Below are 19,665 nucleotides of genomic sequence, written 5' to 3'. Positions count from 1 at the left end.
GATCAGCCTTTCCGCTTTTTGATCTCAGCTGTTGCCTGCGGCACAACTTTGAACAGATCGCCGATGATGCCGAAGTCCGCGATCTCAAAGACAGGAGACTCTGCATCCTTGTTGATCGCCACAATGACCTTGGATGTCTGCATTCCAGCCTTTTGCTGGATTGCTCCTGAGATACCTGCCGAAATATACAGCTGCGGAGACACAGTCACACCGGTTTGGCCCACTTGGGCGTCGTGGCCAATCCACCCAGCATCGGTTGCTGCCCGCGAAGCGCCAACGGCAGCACCAAGGGCATCGGCGAGTTCTTCCAACGGGCCAAAGTCGCCATCGACGCCCCGCCCGCCGGCCACAACGATCCTGGCCTCGCTGAGGTCGGGCCGGCCACTGGCGGGCTTCACCGTGCGCGAGGAGATCCGGGCCGCATTCGCTGCAGCATCTGCAGGAACCTCAACCTTGGCTGTCGCGGGAGCTGCGGCTGCGCCTGCCGGCTCTGGTTCCACGATGTTCGCTTTTACGGAAAAGACCGACACCGGAGTAGTGGCCTTCGCCGTGGTGTTGTAGGAACCCGCGAGAACCGACTTGTGGGCGGTGCCATCCGCATCCACACCAACGACGTCGGTGATGACTCCGGCGTTCAGCTTAATGCCGAGTCGTCCCGCGATCTCTTTGCCCTCCGGCGAGTTTTCGACCAGGACAGCTGTTGCGCCTGAAGCCGCCACTGCCGCCGCGAGGTACCCGGCCTTAGCCGCAACCAGGTAGTCGTCCAGGTCATCCGCAGAGGGCTGGAAGATCGTCGCCACGCCATAGGCACCCAAGGTAGCTGCGACGTCGTCGGTCAATTCACCGTTGATCGCGACGGCGGTCTCCCCCAGCTTCCGCGCAAGGGTCAGGAGCTCCAAACTGCTCTTCTTGAGCGCAGCCCCGGGGTTGTCAATGAAAACAAGTGCATTTGCCATGGTTGGAGTCCTTTAGAGCAGCTTCTGTGCGGCCAGGAAGTCGACGAGCTTAATGCCGGCGTCGCCCTCGTCCGTGATGATCGTACCTGCGGTCCTGGGCGGGCGGGCAGCTGCAGACTCCACAACCGTCCACGAGCCTGCCTGGCCTACCTCGGAAGGATCGACACCGATATCGGCAAGCGACAACGAGGCAATCTTCTTCTTCTTCGCTGCCAGGATTCCCTTGAAATTGGGGTATCTCGGTTCATTGATCTGATCTGTGACCGAGACCAGCGCCGGGAGCTGCGCTTCCACGGTTTCCGAGTGGGAGCCGGCATCCCGACGCGCCACCACGGTTCCGCCGTTAACCTCAAGGCTTGAGGCAAACGTAAGCTGCGGGAGCGACAACCGCTCGGCCAGCTGAGCCGGGATGAGAGAGGTCTCGCCGTCCGTGGAAGCCATGCCGGTCAGGACCAGGTCCACCGGGCGTCCATCTGCCGAGAGATGGCGGATGGTGGCTGCAAGCGCCAACGACGTAGCCGCGGCGTCCGAACCAGCCAGCGCGTCATCGCTGAGGTGGACCCCGGAATAGGCGCCAATCTGCAACGACTTCTTGACTGCGTTTACCGCACCGGAGGGCCCCATGCTGAGGGCAATGACCTCGTTGCCGGCTTTGGCCCCGCCACGCTCTTCAGCCAGCTGCAGTGCTGCCTCAAGTGCGTACTCGTCAAGTTCGGACAAGATGCTCTCATCACGGTCAGTCGTGTTGCCGGGTCCGGTGATGTGCCGGTCGAACTGCGCGTCCGGGACGTGCTTGACCAGAACGACAATCTTCAATGTCTCTTCCACTGTCTTCGAAGCAGCCTTCCATGCTTGTGGACGGCCAACCGCAGGAGCGTGGCCGTGAATTGCCCAGCGTGTGGGCTTCCCCTAGCTAAGCATATTGCCCGCAGAAACCCGCAGAAAAACGATTGTGCGTTAACGCCTGTTTCATCCGCTACGGCAAGTGCGGGCACAGACCGACGGCGGGCCACACCGCTGAGGTGCCGCCCGCCGTCGTCTCCTTTGTGCAGGTTACTGCCGTTGGGTTGTTACTGCTGTGCAGCGTCCAAAGTGACTTCCACTTCCTGGGACTGGCCGTTGCGCTGGATAGTTACCTTGACCTTGGCGCCAGCGGGCTGTTCGCGGACCGCCGCGGTCAACTGGTTGGGGTCAGTCACCTGGTAGTCACCAAACTTGGTGACGACGTCGCCAACCTTGATGCCGGCCTTCGCCGCGGCCGAACCCGAGGTCACTGAAGCCACCTCCGCGCCAACCGAGAACCCTGAATCGCTACCCGTGGACGACTTCGACCGCACAGAGACACCAAACTGGCCATGGCTTGCCTTGCCGGTATCGATGATTTCCTGTGCAACGCGCTTGGCATGGTTGATCGGGATACTGAAGCCCACACCGATGTTGCCGGTGGAGGAATCCGATGTGCCACTGCCTGCAGACGCGATGGCGACATTGACGCCGATGATCTCGCCCTTGCTGTTCACAAGCGCACCACCGGAGTTGCCCGGGTTGATCGCGGCGTCAGTCTGGATCACGTTGATCGAGATCGAGCCCTCGTTCGCAGTCGGCTGGCCCTGGCCACCGCCCGGAGGGGCGAACTGGAAGCCCTGGTCACCACCCTGCGAATCGTCAGTGCCTTCCTTCGGCGCAGCAGAGGAGGCGACGCTGATAGTGCGGTTGAGCGTGGAGACAATACCGTCCGTCACAGTGCCAGTCAGGCCAAGCGGCGAACCGATCGCGACGGCGGTGTCCCCCACATTGATCTTCGAAGAGTCACCGAGCGTGGCAGGTACCAAGCCGGACGTGTCGTCGACTTTGATGACCGCAAGGTCCGATAGCGGATCGGTTCCAACGACCTTGGCTTTCAGGACTTTCCCATCACTGGTGCGGACCTCGATGGCGGCATTAGACGTTGCACCATCCAGGGTCACCACGTGCGTATTGGTCAGGATGTGGCCCTGGTCATCGATAATGATGCCGGAGCCCGTTCCGCCTTCGTTACCGGCCGTCGCTTTGATGGTGACAACGCTCGGCGACGCCTTGGCTGCCGCTGCTGTGATGACGTTGACGTCATCCTTGTTGTTGACTATCACGGTGCTCGACTGCCCGCCCGTTGAAGCCGCCGGTGCCGGGTTGTCCAAAAGCATGTTGCTGCCCGCCACCACGCCGCCACCCACCAGGCCCGCGGCGAGGATGCTGGCAAGCAGCGTCCCAATACCGAAAGCCGGCTTGCGCTTGGTGCCTACCGGGGACTGCTGGCCAGGTGCGCTGTGGAAGCCCTGCCCGGGAGTGGGGTTTCCGGGCGCGTGGTTTCCGGGGTTGGTCCCCCCGCCGTAAAAAGGCTGGTGCTGCGGGTAGTTGGGGCGGTGCCCGGGTTCGTGGGGCTGTGGGCCGCCGTAGTACTGTGGCTGGCCTGTGTTTGGCTGGCCTGTGTGTGGCTGGCCTGCGTTGGTCTGTGCCCCTGTGTTTGGCTGGCCTGTGTTGGCGTGTGCCCCTGGGTTGGCATTGGCTGGACTGCCATTGGTGTGAGGCGCCGATTGGGCAGGAGGCTGGAAGGCCGGCAGCGGAGTTGTTGCATGCGTACCGGTTTCCTGCCCGGAATTCCAGGCAGAGTGCTGGGTTGGCTGCTGCTGGGTTGGCTGCTGCCGGGTTGGGGCGGCGTCAGAGCTTTCAGCGGGATCCCGGGGCTCGGACGGATCACGGTTCTCTGGTGCGGTGCCCTGCGCTGGGTTCTCCGTCATGGGACTTCCTTTCATCCTTGTCTCCCATAACTATGGCCCTTATTACTGGAACAAAATCGGACGTTCGCTGGGAGCTTCCTGAAAGCCCGTTTCAGTGCTGCACAGGACCCCGGGTAAAGGAAAGCGAGGGCTGATACACAGAGCCTCAACGCGCAGGTATTGCGGGTTTCTCCTATGTTTCGCTGGTGGCATATTCAACGCTGTGGACGGGGTATGGGGTGCACCATAGAATCAAGTGGAATTGCCACAGCGACCTGCGGCTTTACAAACCATGCGTGGGGGCGCTGAGCATTCTGTGACGATTGGTTCGCCTTGTTCCAGTCGCAGACGTGCTGAAGGGTTGCACATGCGGTCAATAGTGAAACGTGTACTCGCCGTGGTTGGCGTGGCTGGAATGTTGGCCCTCCCGGCCGGCGCCGCCTGGGCTGCAGATCCGGTGACCATACCGTCCGGCCAAAACATCGTGGATGATGCCAATGTCCTGGGCAGCCGCAAGGGCGAAGTTCAGGAAGCCATCCAGAAAACACTCAAGGACCACAAATACAACCTGTACGTGGTTACGGTGAACTCCTTCGAGAATCCGTCAGATCCCAAGGCGTGGACCGCAGCGGTGGCCAAAGCCAAGGGCATGGGCAAGCCTGATGCGATCCTTGCGATTTCCACGGCTGGCCAGTACAACTTCGCCTTGAACTCCGGAAGTTCCATTTACTCCAAGCAGTCCAACATCGCGCAGAACGCCGTTGCTGCCAACCTGGGCGGCGGCAAGAAGGACTACGCCCAGGCAGCAATTGACACAGCCGCAGCAATTGGCGACGCCGCCGGTGGCGGCAGCGGTACCGTGCCGAGCGGTAATGGCAGTGTCGGAGTCCTCGTCGGTGTGGGCGTAGTGGCAGCAGGCGGCGCAGCCACCTACCTCTACCTGCGAAATCGCCGCAAGAAGGTCGGCCAGGCATCCAGCGCCAGCTACGGCCCCCAAGGAGAAGAGCTTGACCCACTGGCCGGGCTGAGCATTCCGGAGCTGCGCCAGAAGAGCGGCTCGTTGCTTATCGAGGCCGATGACGCCATTAAGTCCAGCGAACAGGAACTCGGATTCGCCCAGGCCCAGTACGGTGATTCGGCGATCGGCAACTTCACCAAGGCTCTTCAGGAAGCCAAAGCCCACATGACCGAATCGTTCAAGCTGCAACAGCAACTGGACGACCATATTCCGGACACCGAGGAACAACAGCGGACATGGCTCGGAGAGATTATCCGCCGTTCCGAGGCGGCCCTCGCATCACTGCGTGACCAGAAGGCGGACTTCGACTCCCTTCGCGAGCTCGAGAAGAAGGCCCCGCAGGCCCTGGCCACCGTCACGGCAGGTGCCCGGGAGGCCGACTCCAGGATCGCCACTGCAGAGCAATCCCTTGAAAGCCTTCGCAGCAAGTACGCCGAGTCTGCGTTGACGCAGGTCTCCGACAACATCCTGCAGGCGAAGGAACGCCTGGCGTTCGTTCAGAATGCAGCCAGTACCGCCCAGGAAAAACTGGCTGCGGGAGAAAACAGCCTGGCCGCCGTAGCGGTTCGCGCTGCCGAAGAGAGCCTGCACCAGACGAACGTCCTGATCGACGCGATCTCCAAGACGGCGGGCAGCCTTGACGAGGCCCGCGCCTCCCTGGAAAGCGCTGTCGCCGAGACCAGCCAGGACCTCGCGCAGGCCAGGGCCATGATCCAGTCAGGTGAACATCCTGAACTCGCAGGACCGGTAGCTGGCGTGGAAGCGGCGCTTGCCCAGGTCAAGACAGAGATCCAAGGTGGAAAGATCGACCCCATTGCCACCCTGACGCGCGTTGAAACAGCGCACCAGGCGCTGGATCAGTCCCTGTCCGGCATCCGGGACCAGCAGGAGCAGGCCCGCCGCGCTCAAGCGTCCTTGCAGCAGACCATCATGGCGGCGCAGGCCCAGATCAGCGCAACCTCGGACTACATCACGGCACGTCGTGGCGGCGTTGGAACTGAGGCCCGCACCAGGCTCGCCGAAGCCCAGCGCAATCTCGACTACGCTTTGTCGATCTCGAGCAATGACCCGGTGACGGCACTGACCTACGCCCAGCAGGCCCACTCACTCGCTGCACAGGCAGCCCAGCTGGCGCAGGCCGACGTCGACCACTTCGGCTATGCCGATCAAGGCTACGGCCGCGGTGGCATGTTCGGCGGTGGCGGCGGAGGTGGCGGCCTTGGAGGCGCAATCCTCGGCGGTATCCTGATCAACTCCATCTTCAACAGCGGAGGCGGCGGTTGGGGCGGCGGCCACAGCGACGGCGGTGGCGGCGGATTCTTCGGTGGCGACTCCGGCGGCGGCGACTGGGGTGGCGGCGGAGGTGATTTCGGCGGCGGCGACTCCGGCAGTTTCTAGCCCCACACTTTAGCTGGGGTCCATGCCCCATCTAGGAGCGGTACAACAACTGATCACTGATTTCAGTGGGTTCCACTGAGCAGGACGAAAGGCAACACCATGGTTAAGCAGTCCATTTTCGGCCGGATCTCGCAGCTCGCCAAAGCAAACATCAACGCTTTGCTGGACCAGGCTGAAGACCCGCAGAAGATGCTGGACCAGATGGTCCGCGACTACACGAACAACATTGCTGAGGCCGAGTCGGCAGTGGCTCAGACCATCGGAAACCTCCGCATGCTGCAGGCCGACTACAACGAAGACGTCAAGAACGCCCAGGACTGGGGCAACAAAGCCCTTGCCGCGTCGCGCAAGGCCGACGAGTACCGGGCTGCCGGTGATACCGAGGATGCCACGAAGTTCGACAACCTGGCCAAGGTTGCCATCCAGCGCCAGATGACGGCAGAGTCGGAAGCCAGGGCCGCGGAGCCCAGCATTGCGTCCCAGACCGAGGTTGTAGACAAGCTCAAGAGTGGGCTTGACCAGATGAAGAACAAGCTCAACCAGCTCACGGCGAAGCGCAACGAACTCGTAGCCCGTTCCAAGACCGCAGCTGCGCAGTCGCAGGTACACGATGCTTTGAAGAGCATTGACATCATGGACCCAACCAGTGAAGTTGGCCGTTTCGAAGAGAAGATTCGCCGGGAGGAAGCCAAGGTCCTGGGCCAACAGGAACTTGCCGCATCCAGCTTGGATGCCCAGTTCAATCAGCTGGAAGACCTCGGGGAGCAGACCGAAATTGAGGCCCGCCTGGCGGCCTTGAAGTCCGGAGGCAGCAAGCCTGCCATCGGGGCCGGGGCCCCGGCCTCCAGCGGTGCAACGATCGACGAAACCGACTTCGACAAGCTCTAGCTATGTAGGGCATTACGGCTCTCTGATGTGCACCTGAACCATGCAAATGGCCGGATCCCTCTTCCAGGGTCCGGCCATTCTGCTTCTGTCGCGAACCATGCCTAGAGCAGGGACGACTCCAAAGGGTCCTGGCCAGGACCAACGTCCGTGGCCACTTCAGCACGGATTTCGAAACCCTTCGGGTGGAAATATGTCACAGTGCATTCAAGGACTTCACCGTGTGCTCCCAGTGTGGTCCTTTCCAAACGCGGAACCATGGGAAATTCACGGACATTCAAGGCATCGGCGAGATGCTCCGGCGGGGCGTGCATCGTGACGTTGATTTCAGCACGCTGGAGGGGCTTGGACGTCCTGTCCTGGATCACCTGGTAAATGGAATTGCGCTCAGCATCCGCGAGGCTGATGTGACGGCCGATGTGGGAAGGGATAAAGATTTCCGCAATGGCATAGGGCCATCCCCCGCTTGAATAGGAGCGACGGATCACCAGGACGAGATTGTCATCAGACACCAGCTTGGCTGGCACGGACCTGTCCTTCTCCATCCATTTGTACTCAATCAGGCCTTTGACAGTCTTCATTCCTGCTGCTGTGAACGTCTCCATGAAGGGCGCCAAGCGGTTCAGCATCCGGACCGGACGCTGCGCCATGACGAAAGTACCCTTGCCCTGCCGGCGAACAAGCAACCCCTTCACAACAAGGGTTTCTATTGCTTTGCGGACCGTAGTACGACTGATCCCGTACTCGTCCATCAACGATTCCTCGGTCGGGATCCGTGCGCCCGGTTCCAACCGGCTGACTTGATCAGTCAGGACGTCTGCAACCTGCTGGTACACCGCTACGGGGCTGTTCCTTTGCAGGGCCTGTCGATCCAGGTCCTGGTTGAAGTCTTCCCTGACCATCCGGCCTTCCCATTAATTCCCCGCACGCAGCCATTCCGGATTTGATGCTAGCACCGGCACTGGACCCTAGCACCGGCACCGCGGGCGCCTGGCGCAGCATGCAAACAAAAGGTCCGGATCAGTGAAAACTGATCCGGACCTTTCTCCAGTTGCGGGGACAGGATTTGAACCTGTGACCTCTGGGTTATGAGCCCAGCGAGCTACCGAACTGCTCCACCCCGCGTCGCAAGAACAACTCTACCGCACCAGGCAGGGTGCTTATGACCATCATGTGGTGAAGGTGGTGCAGATCACGGGCCGGAGGGTTGGTCACCTAAGATCCGGGGTCATAGGACAAAACGTGTGTATGGGGAACACTATTCACCTACCTGGGCGCCGAGTTCGCCGGCCTCCAGATCGCCTCGACCACCAACCGCTTGGAAGGCGGCACCGACGCCCAACTCCGGTTAGACGCCCAACTCCTGTTACTGGTGCGGGCCCACCGGGGCAAAAGCGAAGAGCACCGCAAATGCTGGGCCGGACGCACATAACACACCCGGGATTTACACACGCTTTGCCCATAACCCGGGTTTACACACGTTTTGTCCCATAACCCTAAGATCCGGGAAAACAAAAGATCCGGACCAGTGAATACTGATCCGGATCTTTTCTCCAGTTGCGGGGACAGGATTTGAACCTGTGACCTCTGGGTTATGAGCCCAGCGAGCTACCGAACTGCTCCACCCCGCGTCGCAAGAACAACATTACCGTCCGGTGAATGGCAGACCAAATCCTGACGACGTGATGTGCATCTCCCCCGGTCAATATCGCTCAATCGAATTCCCGGAAGAGCGCTTCCCCAACCATCTTGTGAACCAAAAGGGCCGTTGCCCGCTCCAGGAGGAGAGGACAACGGCCCTTCTAGTCACGCGGTGTCAACCTTTCGCCGGCTACTAGCTGCTCGGCGACGGCGACGGCGTGGCGCTTGGTGTAGCACTCGGCGTCGCTGTCGGTTCCGGCGTTATGCCCAGGCGGGTCTCGGCGTCGATGGCCCTCTTGAGTGCCTCGGAAAGCCTGGTCTGCTGCTGGCCATAACCGGCAAAGTCTCCCTTTGCCAGAGCTGCCTGGCCATCCTGGATTGCCTTGTTGGCCTCGTCCAGAGCCGCCTTGAGATCAGCCTTGGCGTCCGTCGGGCCCGCAGGAGGCGCTGTGGTACCGGGCGGCGTTGCGGGCGTCTGGCCATTGTTCTGGAAGTCACCAGCCTTGGCACCGGAGTTACCGCCGAACAACTGGTCCAGAGCCTCATCCAAGGTAGCTGCAAAGCCGATCTTGTCGCCGAAGGCCACGAGGACCCGCTGCAAGGTGGGATACGAGGTCTCGCCTGTTGACTTCAGGTAGACGGGCTGGACGTAAAGTAGGCCGCCACCCACGGGCAGGGTCAGCAGGTTTCCGTTCAAGACGTCTGATGCGCCCTGACGCAGCAAGTTAAGCGCCTGGGACACTGTGGGATCCGAGTTGAACTTGTTCTGCGCCTGGCCTGGGCCGGGAACCTGGGTATCCGTAGGAAGTTGCAACAGTCTTAGCTTGCCGTAACTGTCAGCCTTAACTCCCTTGACGTTCCCGGCATCCGAATCGGCGGCCAGGAATCCGTACAGGATATTCCTTGCGTTGCCGTTGACTGTTTGCGGAATGAAGGATGACGTCAATTGGAAAGCAGGCTTGTCCTGGTCAGGCATCTGCAGGGACATGTAAAACGGCGGCTGCTTGACGGCTTCCGAGACTGTGGGGTCATTCGGAACACTCCACGCATCATTGTTTTGGTAGAAACTGTCAGGGTTGGTGACGTGGTAGCGGCCAAGGAGTTCGCGCTGGACCTTGAAAAGGTCCTCGGGGTAGCGGACGTGGCTCATGAGGTCGCCGGACATCTCCGTGTAGGACTTGATCGTGGTGGGGAACACCTTCTGCCAAGCCTTCAGGAGAGGATCATGGTCGTCCCAGGCATAGAGCGTGACCGAGCCGTCGTATGCGTCGACAGTGGCCTTGACCGAGTTGCGGATGTAGTTCACAGAGCTGTTGGGCAGTGTCACCGTCCGGCCCGCACTGGTCTGCGAATCAACGGTCGCGTTCTGCAACTGCTGGGGCTGGGAGTACGGGAAGTATTGGCTAGTGGTGTAACCGTCAACGATCCACTTCACGCGACCATCGACGACGGCCGGATACGCGTTGCCATCCACGGTCAGGTAGGGAGCGAGCTTCTCAACCCGTTCGCGGGGATTGCGGTCGTAGAGAATCTGGGATTTCTCGTTCACGCCGTCCGAAAGCAACAAGTCCGAGGACTGGAACTTGATGGAGTACAGAATGCGGTTGAGCCAGTTGCCTACGATGGGTCCGCCGTTGCCGGTGAAGGTGTATTGGGTTTCTCCCCCGCCTTCGCGACCAGCCGGGCGGTCCTGCTCGCGGTGCTGGGCACCCTCGGGAGCGCCAACGATCGAATATTCAGGAGAGTTCTCGCCGAAGTAGATGCGAGGTTCGTACGTGGTGTCATTGCCGAGAACGCCGTTGGATGGAATGCCTGATTGCAGGAAATCCGGCTTGCCATCAACCGTGAACTTGTTGCCCTTCGCTGCGACAACACCGTAACCGTGGGTATAAACGATGTGTCGGTTGACCCATGTCTGCTGGTTTGCGCTCAGGCCGTCCGGGTTCAGTTCGCGAACAGCGATGACGGTGTCCTGCACTTTGCCATCCACTGTGTAGCGGTCCACATTCAGTGTCTGGGGGAACTGGTAGTACGGACGGTACTGCTCAAGCTGGGCGAACGCCGAGGAGATGAGGTTCGGATCCAGCAGGCGGATGTTGGCCGCAGTCTGGGCGTCCTTTGCCAAAGCTCCGCTCGTAGCCGTTGTTGTGGCGTTATAGGCGGACACATCAATCTTGTCCAGGCCGTAGGCTGCCCGGGTCATCTTGATATTGCGGTCAATAAACTCCCTTTCCAGGGTGTTTTCCGAGGGACGCACCTGGAATTGCTGAATAACCCATGGGTAGACGCCACCCGCCAGGATGGCCGTGATGATCAACATCGCGGTACCGATTACCGGCAGGCGCCAGCGGCCAATAACCGCAGCGATGATAAAGAGAATCGCAACCAAGCCCGCGGCAACCGCCAGGATGGCCTTGGTGGGCACAACGGCATTGACGTCTGTATACAGTGCACCTGCCCACCGTCCTGATGAGCTCTGCACAGTGGAGTACCTGTCCAGCCAGAAATTCACGCCAAGCAGCAGCAGGAAGAATGCACCTGTTACGGCAATGTGGATCTGGGCGGCACGGCTGGTGAAAACACCACGCTCCATGAGCCGGATGCTTCCGTACAAGTAATGCGTGAGGATGCCGGCAATGCCAGCCACTACCGCAATGCTTATGAGGAATCCGGTAACAAAGCCAAGGAACGGGAGCGACATCAAGTAGAAGCTGATGTCGAGATTGAACAACGGATCCGCTTGGCCGAAGGGCTCCTGGTTGAAGAAGAGGAGAACCTTCTGCCACTGGCTTGCCGCTGCGCTGCCGGCAAAGAGCCCGAACAGGATCGGCAGGCCGACCATGACGACGCGGCGGACAGGCTCAAGCTGGGCCTGGTAGCGGTTGAGGTTGTCACGAGACTCAGCATCCGGAGCGTAGACCGGCCTGGCGTGGTACGCGATCCTGATGGCGAAGTAGACGGCAGCGAACATCATGGCGAAACCGACCAGGAACGTGACGATCCGGGCGAGGTTCTCGCGGACATAAACTTCGAAGAAGCCGAGCTGCTGGTACCAGAGGACGTCTGTCCACACATTGGCGAAGAAAATGAATCCAACGACGGCCACTGCCACGACGATGAGCGTCGGAGTCAGGGCACCTCGTCTCAGCGGCGATCTTCCGGGCGGGTTGGAGCTGGCGGGACGGGACAAACTCTGTACCTCATTGGTGGTCGTCAGTTAAAAGTCGGTGTGCGTGTGTTCAACGATCTCTGCCCCTGGGCGATGGCGGAGTCCGTCATATATGCCACGAGTGGCGGTGGAGCTAAGTTCCACCGCCAGTCTAGTTGTTGGTGCAGGTGGGAAGGCCCGCCGTGTCCTGTCCTGAACCGAGTCGTTCCACTGCTGCGGTGGCATCGGCCAAGGTTTCCACCTTCACCACCTGCAGGCCATCAGGAATGTGCCCTACGACGTCGGCGCAATTCGCGGCCGGCGCAAGGAACATGGTGGCTCCATGCTGCCGCGCTCCAATCATCTTCTGCGCAATGCCGCCGATGGCTCCCACTGCTCCATCAGCGGTGATGGTTCCGGTCCCTGCCACGTGCTTTCCTCCAGTGAGGTCCCCTGGCGTGAGATTGTCCACGATGCCCAGGGCAAACATCATTCCGGCGCTTGGACCCCCCACGTTGTCCAAGGAAATTTTCACTTCAAACGGGAACGTGAAGTCGCTACCCAGGAGGATGCCCAGGACGTAGCGGCCAGCGGGATTCCTGGTTGGCGTTATCGTTTCCGTGACTGCAGAACCGTTCCTGTCCACGACGAGGACCGCCGGGGCGCCGTTTCCGGCTGCCAGTTCAGCCTGGACCATGCTGAGGGAGGAGATCGGCTTTCCGTTAATGGAGGTCAGCCGGTCTCCTTCCTGAAGTTTCCCCACGGAAGGAGACGGATCCGAGAGGCCGGCCACCTTGAGCCTCTGTTCAAAGGGGATATCCAATTGCCGCAGTGCTGCGGCAACAGCGTTTTCCTGTGAAGTCTCCATGGCAATTTCGCCTTGCTGGACCGTCTCTTCAGCCGTGGTGCCTTTGGGGTAGATCAGTTCCTCGGGATAAACGGCTTTGGATTTGTCCAACCAGGCCCGAAAGACTTCGAAAATTGTTGCAGGAGTCTTCGGCCCGCCCGCCATCACCACCGTGGTCAGGTCCAGGTTTCCCTTGGCTGGGAAGGACTCATGTCCCGAAATGCTGATGACCGGTTTGTCCCCATCCTGCCCCAACGTGTTAAAAGTCGGTCCGGCAGACTCAACTACGTAGGGAACCGGCAAAGCAGCCGCCCCGATCCCAAGTCCCAGTGCCAGCAGGCCCGAAACCACCATGATCATGTACCGGCCGCTGCCGGCAGGTTCCGGAGATTCAGGGGAGGAATCGGCGTCGGGCGTTTGACGCGGATCGAGCGAGCCCTCGGGGCTGGGCGAAGTAAGCATTGAGGCCTCTCTTTACCGGTACTGCGCGACCGGCATTTTGGCTCCTGCCGCTGGCCGCGGCGACGGGCACATACCAAACATCCACATTACGCGGTCGGACGTTGTGGGGATGCTTTGCCTACAGCGAACGGCGCCGCACACAGGCAGACAGCCTTCCCACCGCGCGGTACGGTGAAAGTGATCACCAGCCAGTTCGACGATCGGCGGCACCATGACTTCCAATCCCAACAACCCGTCAGATGACGATGAGACGCCCAAGGACCCGCTGGCGGAAATGCTGCAGAACCTGATGGGCGGCCAGGGCATGGGCAACATCGATCCCGCCGAACTGGCCAAGGCTGCAGGGCTGCCCAACGATCCCCAGCTCCTGCAGCAAATGTTCGCACAAGTCCAGGCCATGATGAGCTCAACGTCCGAGGGTCCGGTGAACTGGCAACTGGCCCATGAGAACGCACGGCGCGTTGCGGCGTCCGGGAGCGATCCATCGGTGAACGCCCAGCAGGCCCGGGACATCGATGAAGCACTCCGGCTCGCGGAACTATGGCTGGATCCTGTGACGGACCTTTCCGCCACCGGACTTATCGGCCGTGCGTGGTCCCGTGCGGAATGGGTTGAAGCAACTCTTGGAACCTGGAAGCGGCTGACTGAGCCAGTTGCCAACAGCATCGCCAATGCATTGTCCAACGCCTTGACCCAGCAGATGCCCGAGGAAATGAAGTCCATGATGGGTGGTGCTTCGTCAATGCTCCAGAACATGGGCGGCGCCATTTTCGGGATGCAATTGGGCCAGGCGATTGGCGCGCTCTCGGCGGAGGTAGTGAGCTCTACGGACATCGGTGTTCCCCTGGCTGACCTGGAGATGGCCCTGCTCCCGGCCAACGTCGCCAAGTTCGGCGAAGGTCTCAGCCTCCCCGAAAACGATGTCCGGCTCTTCCTCGCCGTCCGCGAGGCAGCCCACGCCCGGTTGTTCGTGCAGGTTCCGTGGCTGCGCGGCCACTTGCTCGGCGCCATTGAAGCCTATGCACGAGGCATCCACATTGACATGTCCCGAATCGAGGATCTCGCACGGGAGCTGGACCCCGGCAACCCTGAAGGAATCCAGGAAGCCTTGTCCCAGGGCGTCTTCACTCCGGAGCGGACGCCCGTGCAGACTGCCGCTCTTGAAAAGCTCGAAACGGCGCTTGCCCTCGTGGAGGGATGGGTGGATGAACTCACTGCTGAAGCCACGGACAAGGTACTCCCCTCGGCTACCGCCCTTCGCGAAACTGTCCGTCGTCGGCGTGCCACCGGCGGCCCCGCCGAACATGCCTTCTCATCGCTTGTGGGGCTGGAACTGCGCCCACGCAGGCTTCGGGAGGCCGCTACCCTGTGGGCAACACTGAAAGCAGAACGCGGTATTGCCGGCAGGGATGCCATCTGGCACCACCCTGACCTGCTGCCCACCGGGGAAGACCTGGACGATCCCAAGGGCTTCTCCGAACGCCGCAGGCTTGCCGAGGCCAGCGACACCGAGGTTGACGATGCTCTGCAGAAGCTCTTGAGCGGCGGCTACGACAAGCCCGGGGACGCCGAATCGGAAGGTGACGACTCCCAGGACGACAGCGGGCCCGACCCGGGCAGCGCAGATCCGAAGTCACCGTCCACCTAATGTCAGCAATGGTCGCCATGAGTTTCATGGCGACCATTCTCGTCCCTACTCCGTTTCGTCCGCGCCCGTTCCAGCCGATTCATTGGCGTCACCGCTAATCCCACGGGAGGTCGCGAACGCGACCCCCTCCAGGAATGCTTTGGCGCGCTGTGTCTCCGGGTAGGCCGTCAGCAAGTGCCAAAACTGCGCATTGTGCCCCGCTACCAACAAATGCGCCAATTCGTGCAGGAGCACGTAGTCGATCACCCACTGTGGCATCGCCTGAAGCTTGTTCGAAAGCCGGATGGTTCCATCCGCTGGAGTAGCCGAGCCCCACCGTGAGTTCTGGTTCGTCACCCAGCGGACCGACGTCGGAACCGCCCGTCCTCCGAGGTAGGTCCGCGAAAGGTGCGCTGCATGCTGGGCAAGTGCCTCGTCCGTAGCAGGTCTGCGCCGATCTGGTTTACCCGCCCTGCGTTCACCTTGCCTCTGGAGCTTCGCAAGCATGCGCCGCACCCACTCGCGCTCCTGCGATTTGGTAAAGCTGGCGGGAATCGCGACAACGGCATTACCGTCTTCCCAAAACGCAGCTACCGTCCGTCGGCGCCGGGCTGAGCGCCTGACAACTACTGGAGCACCGTCGTCGGTGAGCATGGGAACGTCGGCCTGGCCGGCTGTTGGGCGCGGCATCAGAGGTTGGTGCTCTCTGCGAGGACGGCGAGGACGGCTTCTCCGTAGCGCTCCAGTTTGGAGGGCCCTACCCCCGCCAGTCCGGCCAATTCCTCCAGCGACGCTGGCCGGGCTTCGGCTATTGCGGTTAATGTGGCATCAGTGAAGACAACGTAGGCGGGAACATCGGCAGATTGCGCTTCATCGCGCCGCCACTGCCTCAGTGCGTCAAAGGTCTGTTCCTCATATGTCGGCGGGCATTGGTTGCACCGACCCACCTTCCTCTCGGCTCCGGAGGCAAGCATGCTTCCACACACCCTGCACGACGCCGGCGCGGCAGCTTTGCGGCGGGTGGAACCTGCCCGGCTCCTGGCGTTCGCGGACGCCACCGAATCCGGCCGGAGTCCATCGAGAAAGCGCGAGGGCTTGCGGTTGGCGCGGCCACCCGGAGTACGCGCGGAGGACCATGACAGGTTCAGATGCTCACGCGCACGGGTGATCCCGACGTAGAGCAGCCGGCGTTCTTCGTCCACGTCCTCCGGTGTGTCCGCGAAGGAGATAGGCATGAGTCCTTCGCTGAGGCCCACCAGGAAAACGGCATCCCATTCGAGGCCCTTCGCCGCGTGAAGAGAGGCAAGAGTCACACCCTGAACTGTGGGAGCATGCTGGGCCACCGACCGTTCCTGCAGCTCGTTGACGAACTCAGCCAAGGTGAAAGACTCTCCACGGCTGACTGACAACTCATCAGCCAAGGCCACCAACGCGGCCAGGGATTCCCAACGCTCGCGAAGTGCTCCACCACTGTGTGGCGCGGCTTCGCTGTAGCCAAGCGAGGCAACAATGTCACGGACAATCTGGCCCAGGGGCTCCGGGGCGCCTTCTGCCACAGCCCTGGTCGCCGCACGCAGCTGCAGGATGGCATCCCGGACCTCCTTGCGGGCGAAGAACCTCTCTCCGCCGCGAAGCTGGTAACCGATCCCCGCTGACGCCAACGCTTGCTCGTAAGCTTCCGATTGCCCGTTGGTGCGGAACAGTATGGCGATCTCGCTGGCTTTTACACCCGTGTTGAGTAGCTCCTGGATTCTGCCGGCAACGACCGCCGCCTCCGCTTCGTCGTCCGGACATTCCATGAACCGCGGTTCCGGGCCTGCTGGCCTTTGGGCGACAAGCTTGAGCGGAGGCGCCCACGCCGCATCGGCAACCGGTCCACCACTTCGCCGGGACCCGAGAAGCTCATTGGCCAACTTGACCACCTGCGGGGTGGACCTGTAATCACGGATGAGCTTGACGACGGTGGCGCCTGGGTAGTGTGCCTTGAAATTCAAGAGATGTTTGGGTGAGGCCCCCGTAAAGGAGTAGATGGTCTGGCTCGCATCACCCACCACGCACAATTCGTCACGACCACCCAACCAGAGATCCAGGAGCCGCTGCTGAAGCGGGGAAACATCCTGGTACTCGTCGACGACGAAGTGGCGGTATTGCTCCCTGACCGTCGCTGCAACCTTGGGATCCTCCTGGAGGATCCCAACCGTAATAAGCAGGACGTCTTCGAAGTCAATGACGTTGCGGTCAGTCTTAATATCCTCGTACGCCTGGAACACCCTGGACACAGCCGTGAGGTCGAAGCCTCCCGGAGTCCCGCGTCCTTGTGCATTCTCCAGGTAGTTGGCAGGTGTGAGCATAGAGACTTTTGCCCACTCAATTTCTGCAGCCAAGTCCCTGATGGAAGCGCGATCAGTGCTGAGGCGAAGCCTGCGTGAGGCCTCAGCAATCATGTTCGCCTTGTGGTCCAGCAGGCTGGGCAGGGTACCGCCGATCGCCTGCGGCCAGAAGAACTGCAATTGCCTCAGGGCCGCAGCATGGAAAGTCCGTGCCTGGACATTGGCCACGCCAAGATCCCGAAGCCTGCTCCGCATTTCGGCCGCAGCCCTGGCTGTGAAGGTCACGGCCAGCAGCCTCTGTGGTGAATACACCCCCGAATGCACTCCATAAGCGATGCGGTGCGTGATGGCGCGGGTTTTGCCTGTGCCTGCACCTGCGAGTACGCAAAGAGGGCCAGTGAGAGTGCTGGCTACTTCACGTTGCTCATCATCCAAGCCGCCGAGGATCCGCTCCTCCAGTGAGCCTCCGACGTCGAAAATTCCTCCTGTCACGGCTGGAGGTCTTCGATGACGCCGCCGTACCAATGCTCAATCAAGGAGCGCGCAATGGACAGGCGCGTGGAGATGGTGATCTCGCCACTCAACACAGCCTCCTGCAACTCTTCACGGCTGAACCACCGCGCGCGGGTGACCTCTACGCCGTCGGGGCGGGCAACGGCGTCGTTCGTTATTGCCGTAAAGCCCAACATGAGCGAGGCAGGGAAGGGCCACGACTGCGAACCGAGATACTGGCAGGCAGTAACCCGTACGCCTACTTCCTCGCCGATTTCGCGGACAACAGCCTGCTCAAGCGATTCCCCGGGTTCAACAAATCCAGCAAGGGTGGAGTAGTTCCTGGCGTCCGCAGGCCCGCCGCCACCCAGCAGGAGCCGGCCGTCAGGGCCAACGACAGTAACGATGATCGCCGGGTCTGTGCGCGGATAGTGCTCAGAGTTGTCCTTGGGACACCGCCGCACCCAGCCCCCGGTTTCAATATCAGTTGGCGTGCCGCACTGCGGGCAATGGGTATGGGTCGCGTGCCAGTTGGAGATGGCGCTGGCTTCGATGAACAAGGCAGTGTCAGTAGCATCGAGGCGTCCTGCAACTTCCCGGAACCCGGCCCACTGCGCAACGGAGGGGATCAGGGCTGTCCCGGGCACGGGCGGCTCTGCAACAGTAATCAGCAAAACGGGAGTACCCTCGGCCACGGACGAAGGCCTCAAGGTGGTACCCAGGTAGATAGCAGTCAGGGCGCCGGCTTTTGCTTCGCCGAGGGCAGCCCACAGTGGACCAGCATCCCCGAACCAAAGGCCATCCCTGCTCACCAGCGCCTTGCGTTGGGAAATGACCATGGCCTTGGCCCTGCCGGAGGCGATGAGGTCCTCAACCATGCCAGGCTTTATGCGCTCACTGGAGCCTCGGTCCACCAACGCCGGGCGCACTGGAAGAACAGTTTCCATCAAGTGGTTGGCCAGCGCCGGAGACTCCGCATAACTCATGTATCTACCGTACTGATTCGCACCGACAAAGAACATTTGGATCGGCCGCTTGTGCATATCGTGCCAATGCCGGCGGCTGAGGGGACCAATGATCCACTTTTGCCTTGTTTTCGTGCGGATCTGAAGACTCGCCGCACTGCATCATGGCCATAGGCGCCACTCAATCTACCGTGGAAGACGTGAGAAGAACACCGCTCGAACTGGCCGCTGTAGCAACCGCGGCGGTGCCCGGACTGGCACCGACGGCTACAGCCTATTCCCCCGATGACGACGCCGACTTCGATTCGGCGTTGTTGCTCGATGCGGAAGGCAAGCGTTGGCGCGTCCGTTCGCCACGTCATCCCGAGGCCAGTACCCGCCTCGAAACGGAATTCATGGTCCTTCGGGCCTTCGCGCCCGCCATCCGTGCCGAGCTTCCTTTCCATGTGCCAACCATCGCCGGCACAGTCCGGCAGGGCGCCCTCACAACATTCGTGTATGCCCATCTGCAGGGTTCCACGCTGTCCATTGACGAGCTATCCGCCGGAAGTCCGGCTTTGGCCCGTGATATTGGCAACGCCCTTGCCGCCATCCACGACCTCCCCCTGGCACTGGTCAACAATGCAGATCTGCCCAGTTACTCGGCCAACGAGTTTCGGCAGCGCAAGCTCAACGAATTGGACCAGGCGGCCACTACCGGCAAGATCCCCGCCACGTTGCTGCGCCGCTGGGAACATGCCCTTGAGGACGTCGCGCTGTGGCGGTTCAACCCCTCGGTGGTTCATGGCGACCTCCACGAAGACAACCTGATGGTCCAGGACGATACCGTGACGGCCTTGACGGGGTGGACCGACCTCCGCATTGGTGATCCCGCAGATGATTTCGCGTGGCTGGTGGCGTCCAACGAAGCCTCGTTCGTTGAAGCGGTGCTCGGCCGGTATACCGAGGCGCGCCGGGACACACCCGACGCCCATCTGCTTCGACGCGCCGCTTTGCTGGCTGAATTCGCGTTGGCCCAGTATTTGGTGAAGGCAATGGCCGTTGGGCACGACGACATGACGTCAGAGGCAGTATCAATGCTGCAGTCCCTTGCGGATGACATAGAAGAACAAGCCCGGCATGACGAGGCCGTTCTGGCCG

At 61.2% G+C, this 19,665-nt stretch carries 12 protein-coding genes, 2 tRNA genes and 1 pseudogene; 4 read left to right on the top strand and 11 right to left on the bottom strand.

The annotated features are described in order from the left end of the window. Positions 1 to 2: 2 nt before the first annotated feature. The 3 genes from J2Y41_RS12615 to J2Y41_RS12605 form a co-directional block, all read right to left on the bottom strand. Positions 3 to 956, bottom strand: a complete 954-nt coding sequence (locus J2Y41_RS12615; protein ID WP_224088130.1) for an electron transfer flavoprotein subunit alpha/FixB family protein — start codon at positions 954 to 956, stop codon at positions 3 to 5. A 12-nt stretch (positions 957 to 968) separates the two neighbouring features. Continuing rightward, positions 969 to 1,772 (bottom strand): electron transfer flavoprotein subunit beta/FixA family protein, encoded by an 804-nt coding sequence (locus J2Y41_RS12610; protein WP_216924063.1) that lies wholly within the window; start codon positions 1,770 to 1,772, stop codon positions 969 to 971. Between the two features lie 254 nt (positions 1,773 to 2,026). Next, positions 2,027 to 3,733: a trypsin-like peptidase domain-containing protein gene (locus tag J2Y41_RS12605; RefSeq protein WP_309928761.1), complete on the bottom strand. Its 1,707-nt coding sequence runs from the start codon at positions 3,731 to 3,733 to the stop codon at positions 2,027 to 2,029. 346 nt (positions 3,734 to 4,079) lie between these two features. Here J2Y41_RS12605 and J2Y41_RS12600 point away from each other — a divergent pair, with 346 nt between their 5' ends. Beyond that, positions 4,080 to 6,128, top strand: a complete 2,049-nt coding sequence (locus J2Y41_RS12600) for a TPM domain-containing protein (protein WP_309928757.1) — start codon at positions 4,080 to 4,082, stop codon at positions 6,126 to 6,128. Positions 6,129 to 6,227: 99 nt separating this feature from the next. Beyond that, positions 6,228 to 7,016 carry a PspA/IM30 family protein gene (locus J2Y41_RS12595; RefSeq protein WP_216924066.1) on the top strand — a complete coding sequence of 263 codons (789 nt, stop codon included), beginning with the start codon at positions 6,228 to 6,230 and terminating at the stop codon, positions 7,014 to 7,016. Between the two features lie 101 nt (positions 7,017 to 7,117). On the opposite strand, the gene J2Y41_RS12590 is transcribed toward J2Y41_RS12595, so the two are convergent. From J2Y41_RS12590 to J2Y41_RS12570, 5 genes are all read right to left on the bottom strand, one after another. Beyond that, positions 7,118 to 7,915: a GntR family transcriptional regulator gene (locus J2Y41_RS12590; RefSeq protein WP_309928752.1), complete on the bottom strand. Its 798-nt coding sequence runs from the start codon at positions 7,913 to 7,915 to the stop codon at positions 7,118 to 7,120. A gap of 149 nt (positions 7,916 to 8,064) precedes the next feature. Beyond that, a tRNA-Met gene (locus J2Y41_RS12585) sits at positions 8,065 to 8,138 on the bottom strand. Between the two features lie 432 nt (positions 8,139 to 8,570). Further along, positions 8,571 to 8,644 (bottom strand) — tRNA-Met (locus tag J2Y41_RS12580). A 203-nt stretch (positions 8,645 to 8,847) separates the two neighbouring features. Next, complete coding sequence (locus J2Y41_RS12575) at positions 8,848 to 11,844, bottom strand: UPF0182 family protein (protein WP_309928750.1); 2,997 nt, start codon at positions 11,842 to 11,844, stop codon at positions 8,848 to 8,850. A 130-nt stretch (positions 11,845 to 11,974) separates the two neighbouring features. Further along, a complete protein-coding gene (locus J2Y41_RS12570; protein ID WP_309928747.1) occupies positions 11,975 to 13,111 on the bottom strand; it encodes a S16 family serine protease in 1,137 nt (378 codons plus the stop codon). Positions 13,112 to 13,322: 211 nt separating this feature from the next. Here J2Y41_RS12570 and J2Y41_RS12565 point away from each other — a divergent pair, with 211 nt between their 5' ends. After that, entirely contained in the window at positions 13,323 to 14,759 is a 1,437-nt protein-coding gene (locus J2Y41_RS12565; RefSeq protein WP_309928743.1) for a zinc-dependent metalloprotease, read from the top strand. Positions 14,760 to 14,804: 45 nt separating this feature from the next. On the opposite strand, the gene J2Y41_RS12560 is transcribed toward J2Y41_RS12565, so the two are convergent. From J2Y41_RS12560 to nudC, 3 genes are read right to left on the bottom strand one after another with little or no spacing between them, the layout of a single operon-like run. After that, positions 14,805 to 15,428 (bottom strand): M48 family metallopeptidase, encoded by a 624-nt coding sequence (locus J2Y41_RS12560; protein WP_224164805.1) that lies wholly within the window; start codon positions 15,426 to 15,428, stop codon positions 14,805 to 14,807. Continuing rightward, positions 15,428 to 17,560, bottom strand: coding sequence for an ATP-dependent DNA helicase UvrD2 (locus J2Y41_RS12555; RefSeq protein ID WP_309928740.1), 2,133 nt, complete (start codon positions 17,558 to 17,560; stop codon positions 15,428 to 15,430). The genes J2Y41_RS12560 and J2Y41_RS12555 overlap by 1 nt, the downstream gene beginning before the upstream one ends. Then, positions 17,557 to 18,546, bottom strand: a complete 990-nt coding sequence (gene nudC, locus J2Y41_RS12550; protein WP_309928737.1) for an NAD(+) diphosphatase — start codon at positions 18,544 to 18,546, stop codon at positions 17,557 to 17,559. The genes J2Y41_RS12555 and nudC overlap by 4 nt, the downstream gene beginning before the upstream one ends. Positions 18,547 to 18,689: 143 nt before the next feature. Here nudC and J2Y41_RS23125 point away from each other — a divergent pair. Beyond that, positions 18,690 to 19,424, top strand: a pseudogene (locus J2Y41_RS23125) (macrolide 2'-phosphotransferase); the annotation flags it as partial. Positions 19,425 to 19,665: the final 241 nt, after the last annotated feature.

Origin of the sequence: Arthrobacter sp. 1088, from assembly GCF_031455315.1 — a bacterium.
Taxonomy (GTDB): domain Bacteria; phylum Actinomycetota; class Actinomycetes; order Actinomycetales; family Micrococcaceae; genus Arthrobacter.
Note: the sequence above shows the minus strand (reverse complement) of the source record. Positions and strands in the feature narration are given on the sequence as shown.

Bases quoted from the DNA above. Each gene is read 5' to 3' on its own strand.
- J2Y41_RS12615 (WP_224088130.1), bottom strand. From the start codon at position 956: ATGGCAAATGCACTTGTTTTCATTGACAACCCCGGGGCTGCGCTCAAG.
- J2Y41_RS12605 (WP_309928761.1), bottom strand. From the start codon at position 3,733: ATGACGGAGAACCCAGCGCAGGGCACCGCACCAGAGAACCGTGATCCG.
- J2Y41_RS12600 (WP_309928757.1), top strand. From the start codon at position 4,080: ATGCGGTCAATAGTGAAACGTGTACTCGCCGTGGTTGGCGTGGCTGGA.
- J2Y41_RS12595 (WP_216924066.1), top strand. From the start codon at position 6,228: ATGGTTAAGCAGTCCATTTTCGGCCGGATCTCGCAGCTCGCCAAAGCA.
- J2Y41_RS12590 (WP_309928752.1), bottom strand. From the start codon at position 7,915: ATGGTCAGGGAAGACTTCAACCAGGACCTGGATCGACAGGCCCTGCAA.
- J2Y41_RS12570 (WP_309928747.1), bottom strand. From the start codon at position 13,111: ATGCTTACTTCGCCCAGCCCCGAGGGCTCGCTCGATCCGCGTCAAACG.
- J2Y41_RS12565 (WP_309928743.1), top strand. From the start codon at position 13,323: ATGACTTCCAATCCCAACAACCCGTCAGATGACGATGAGACGCCCAAG.
- J2Y41_RS12560 (WP_224164805.1), bottom strand. From the start codon at position 15,428: ATGCCGCGCCCAACAGCCGGCCAGGCCGACGTTCCCATGCTCACCGAC.
- nudC (WP_309928737.1), bottom strand. From the start codon at position 18,546: ATGAGTTATGCGGAGTCTCCGGCGCTGGCCAACCACTTGATGGAAACT.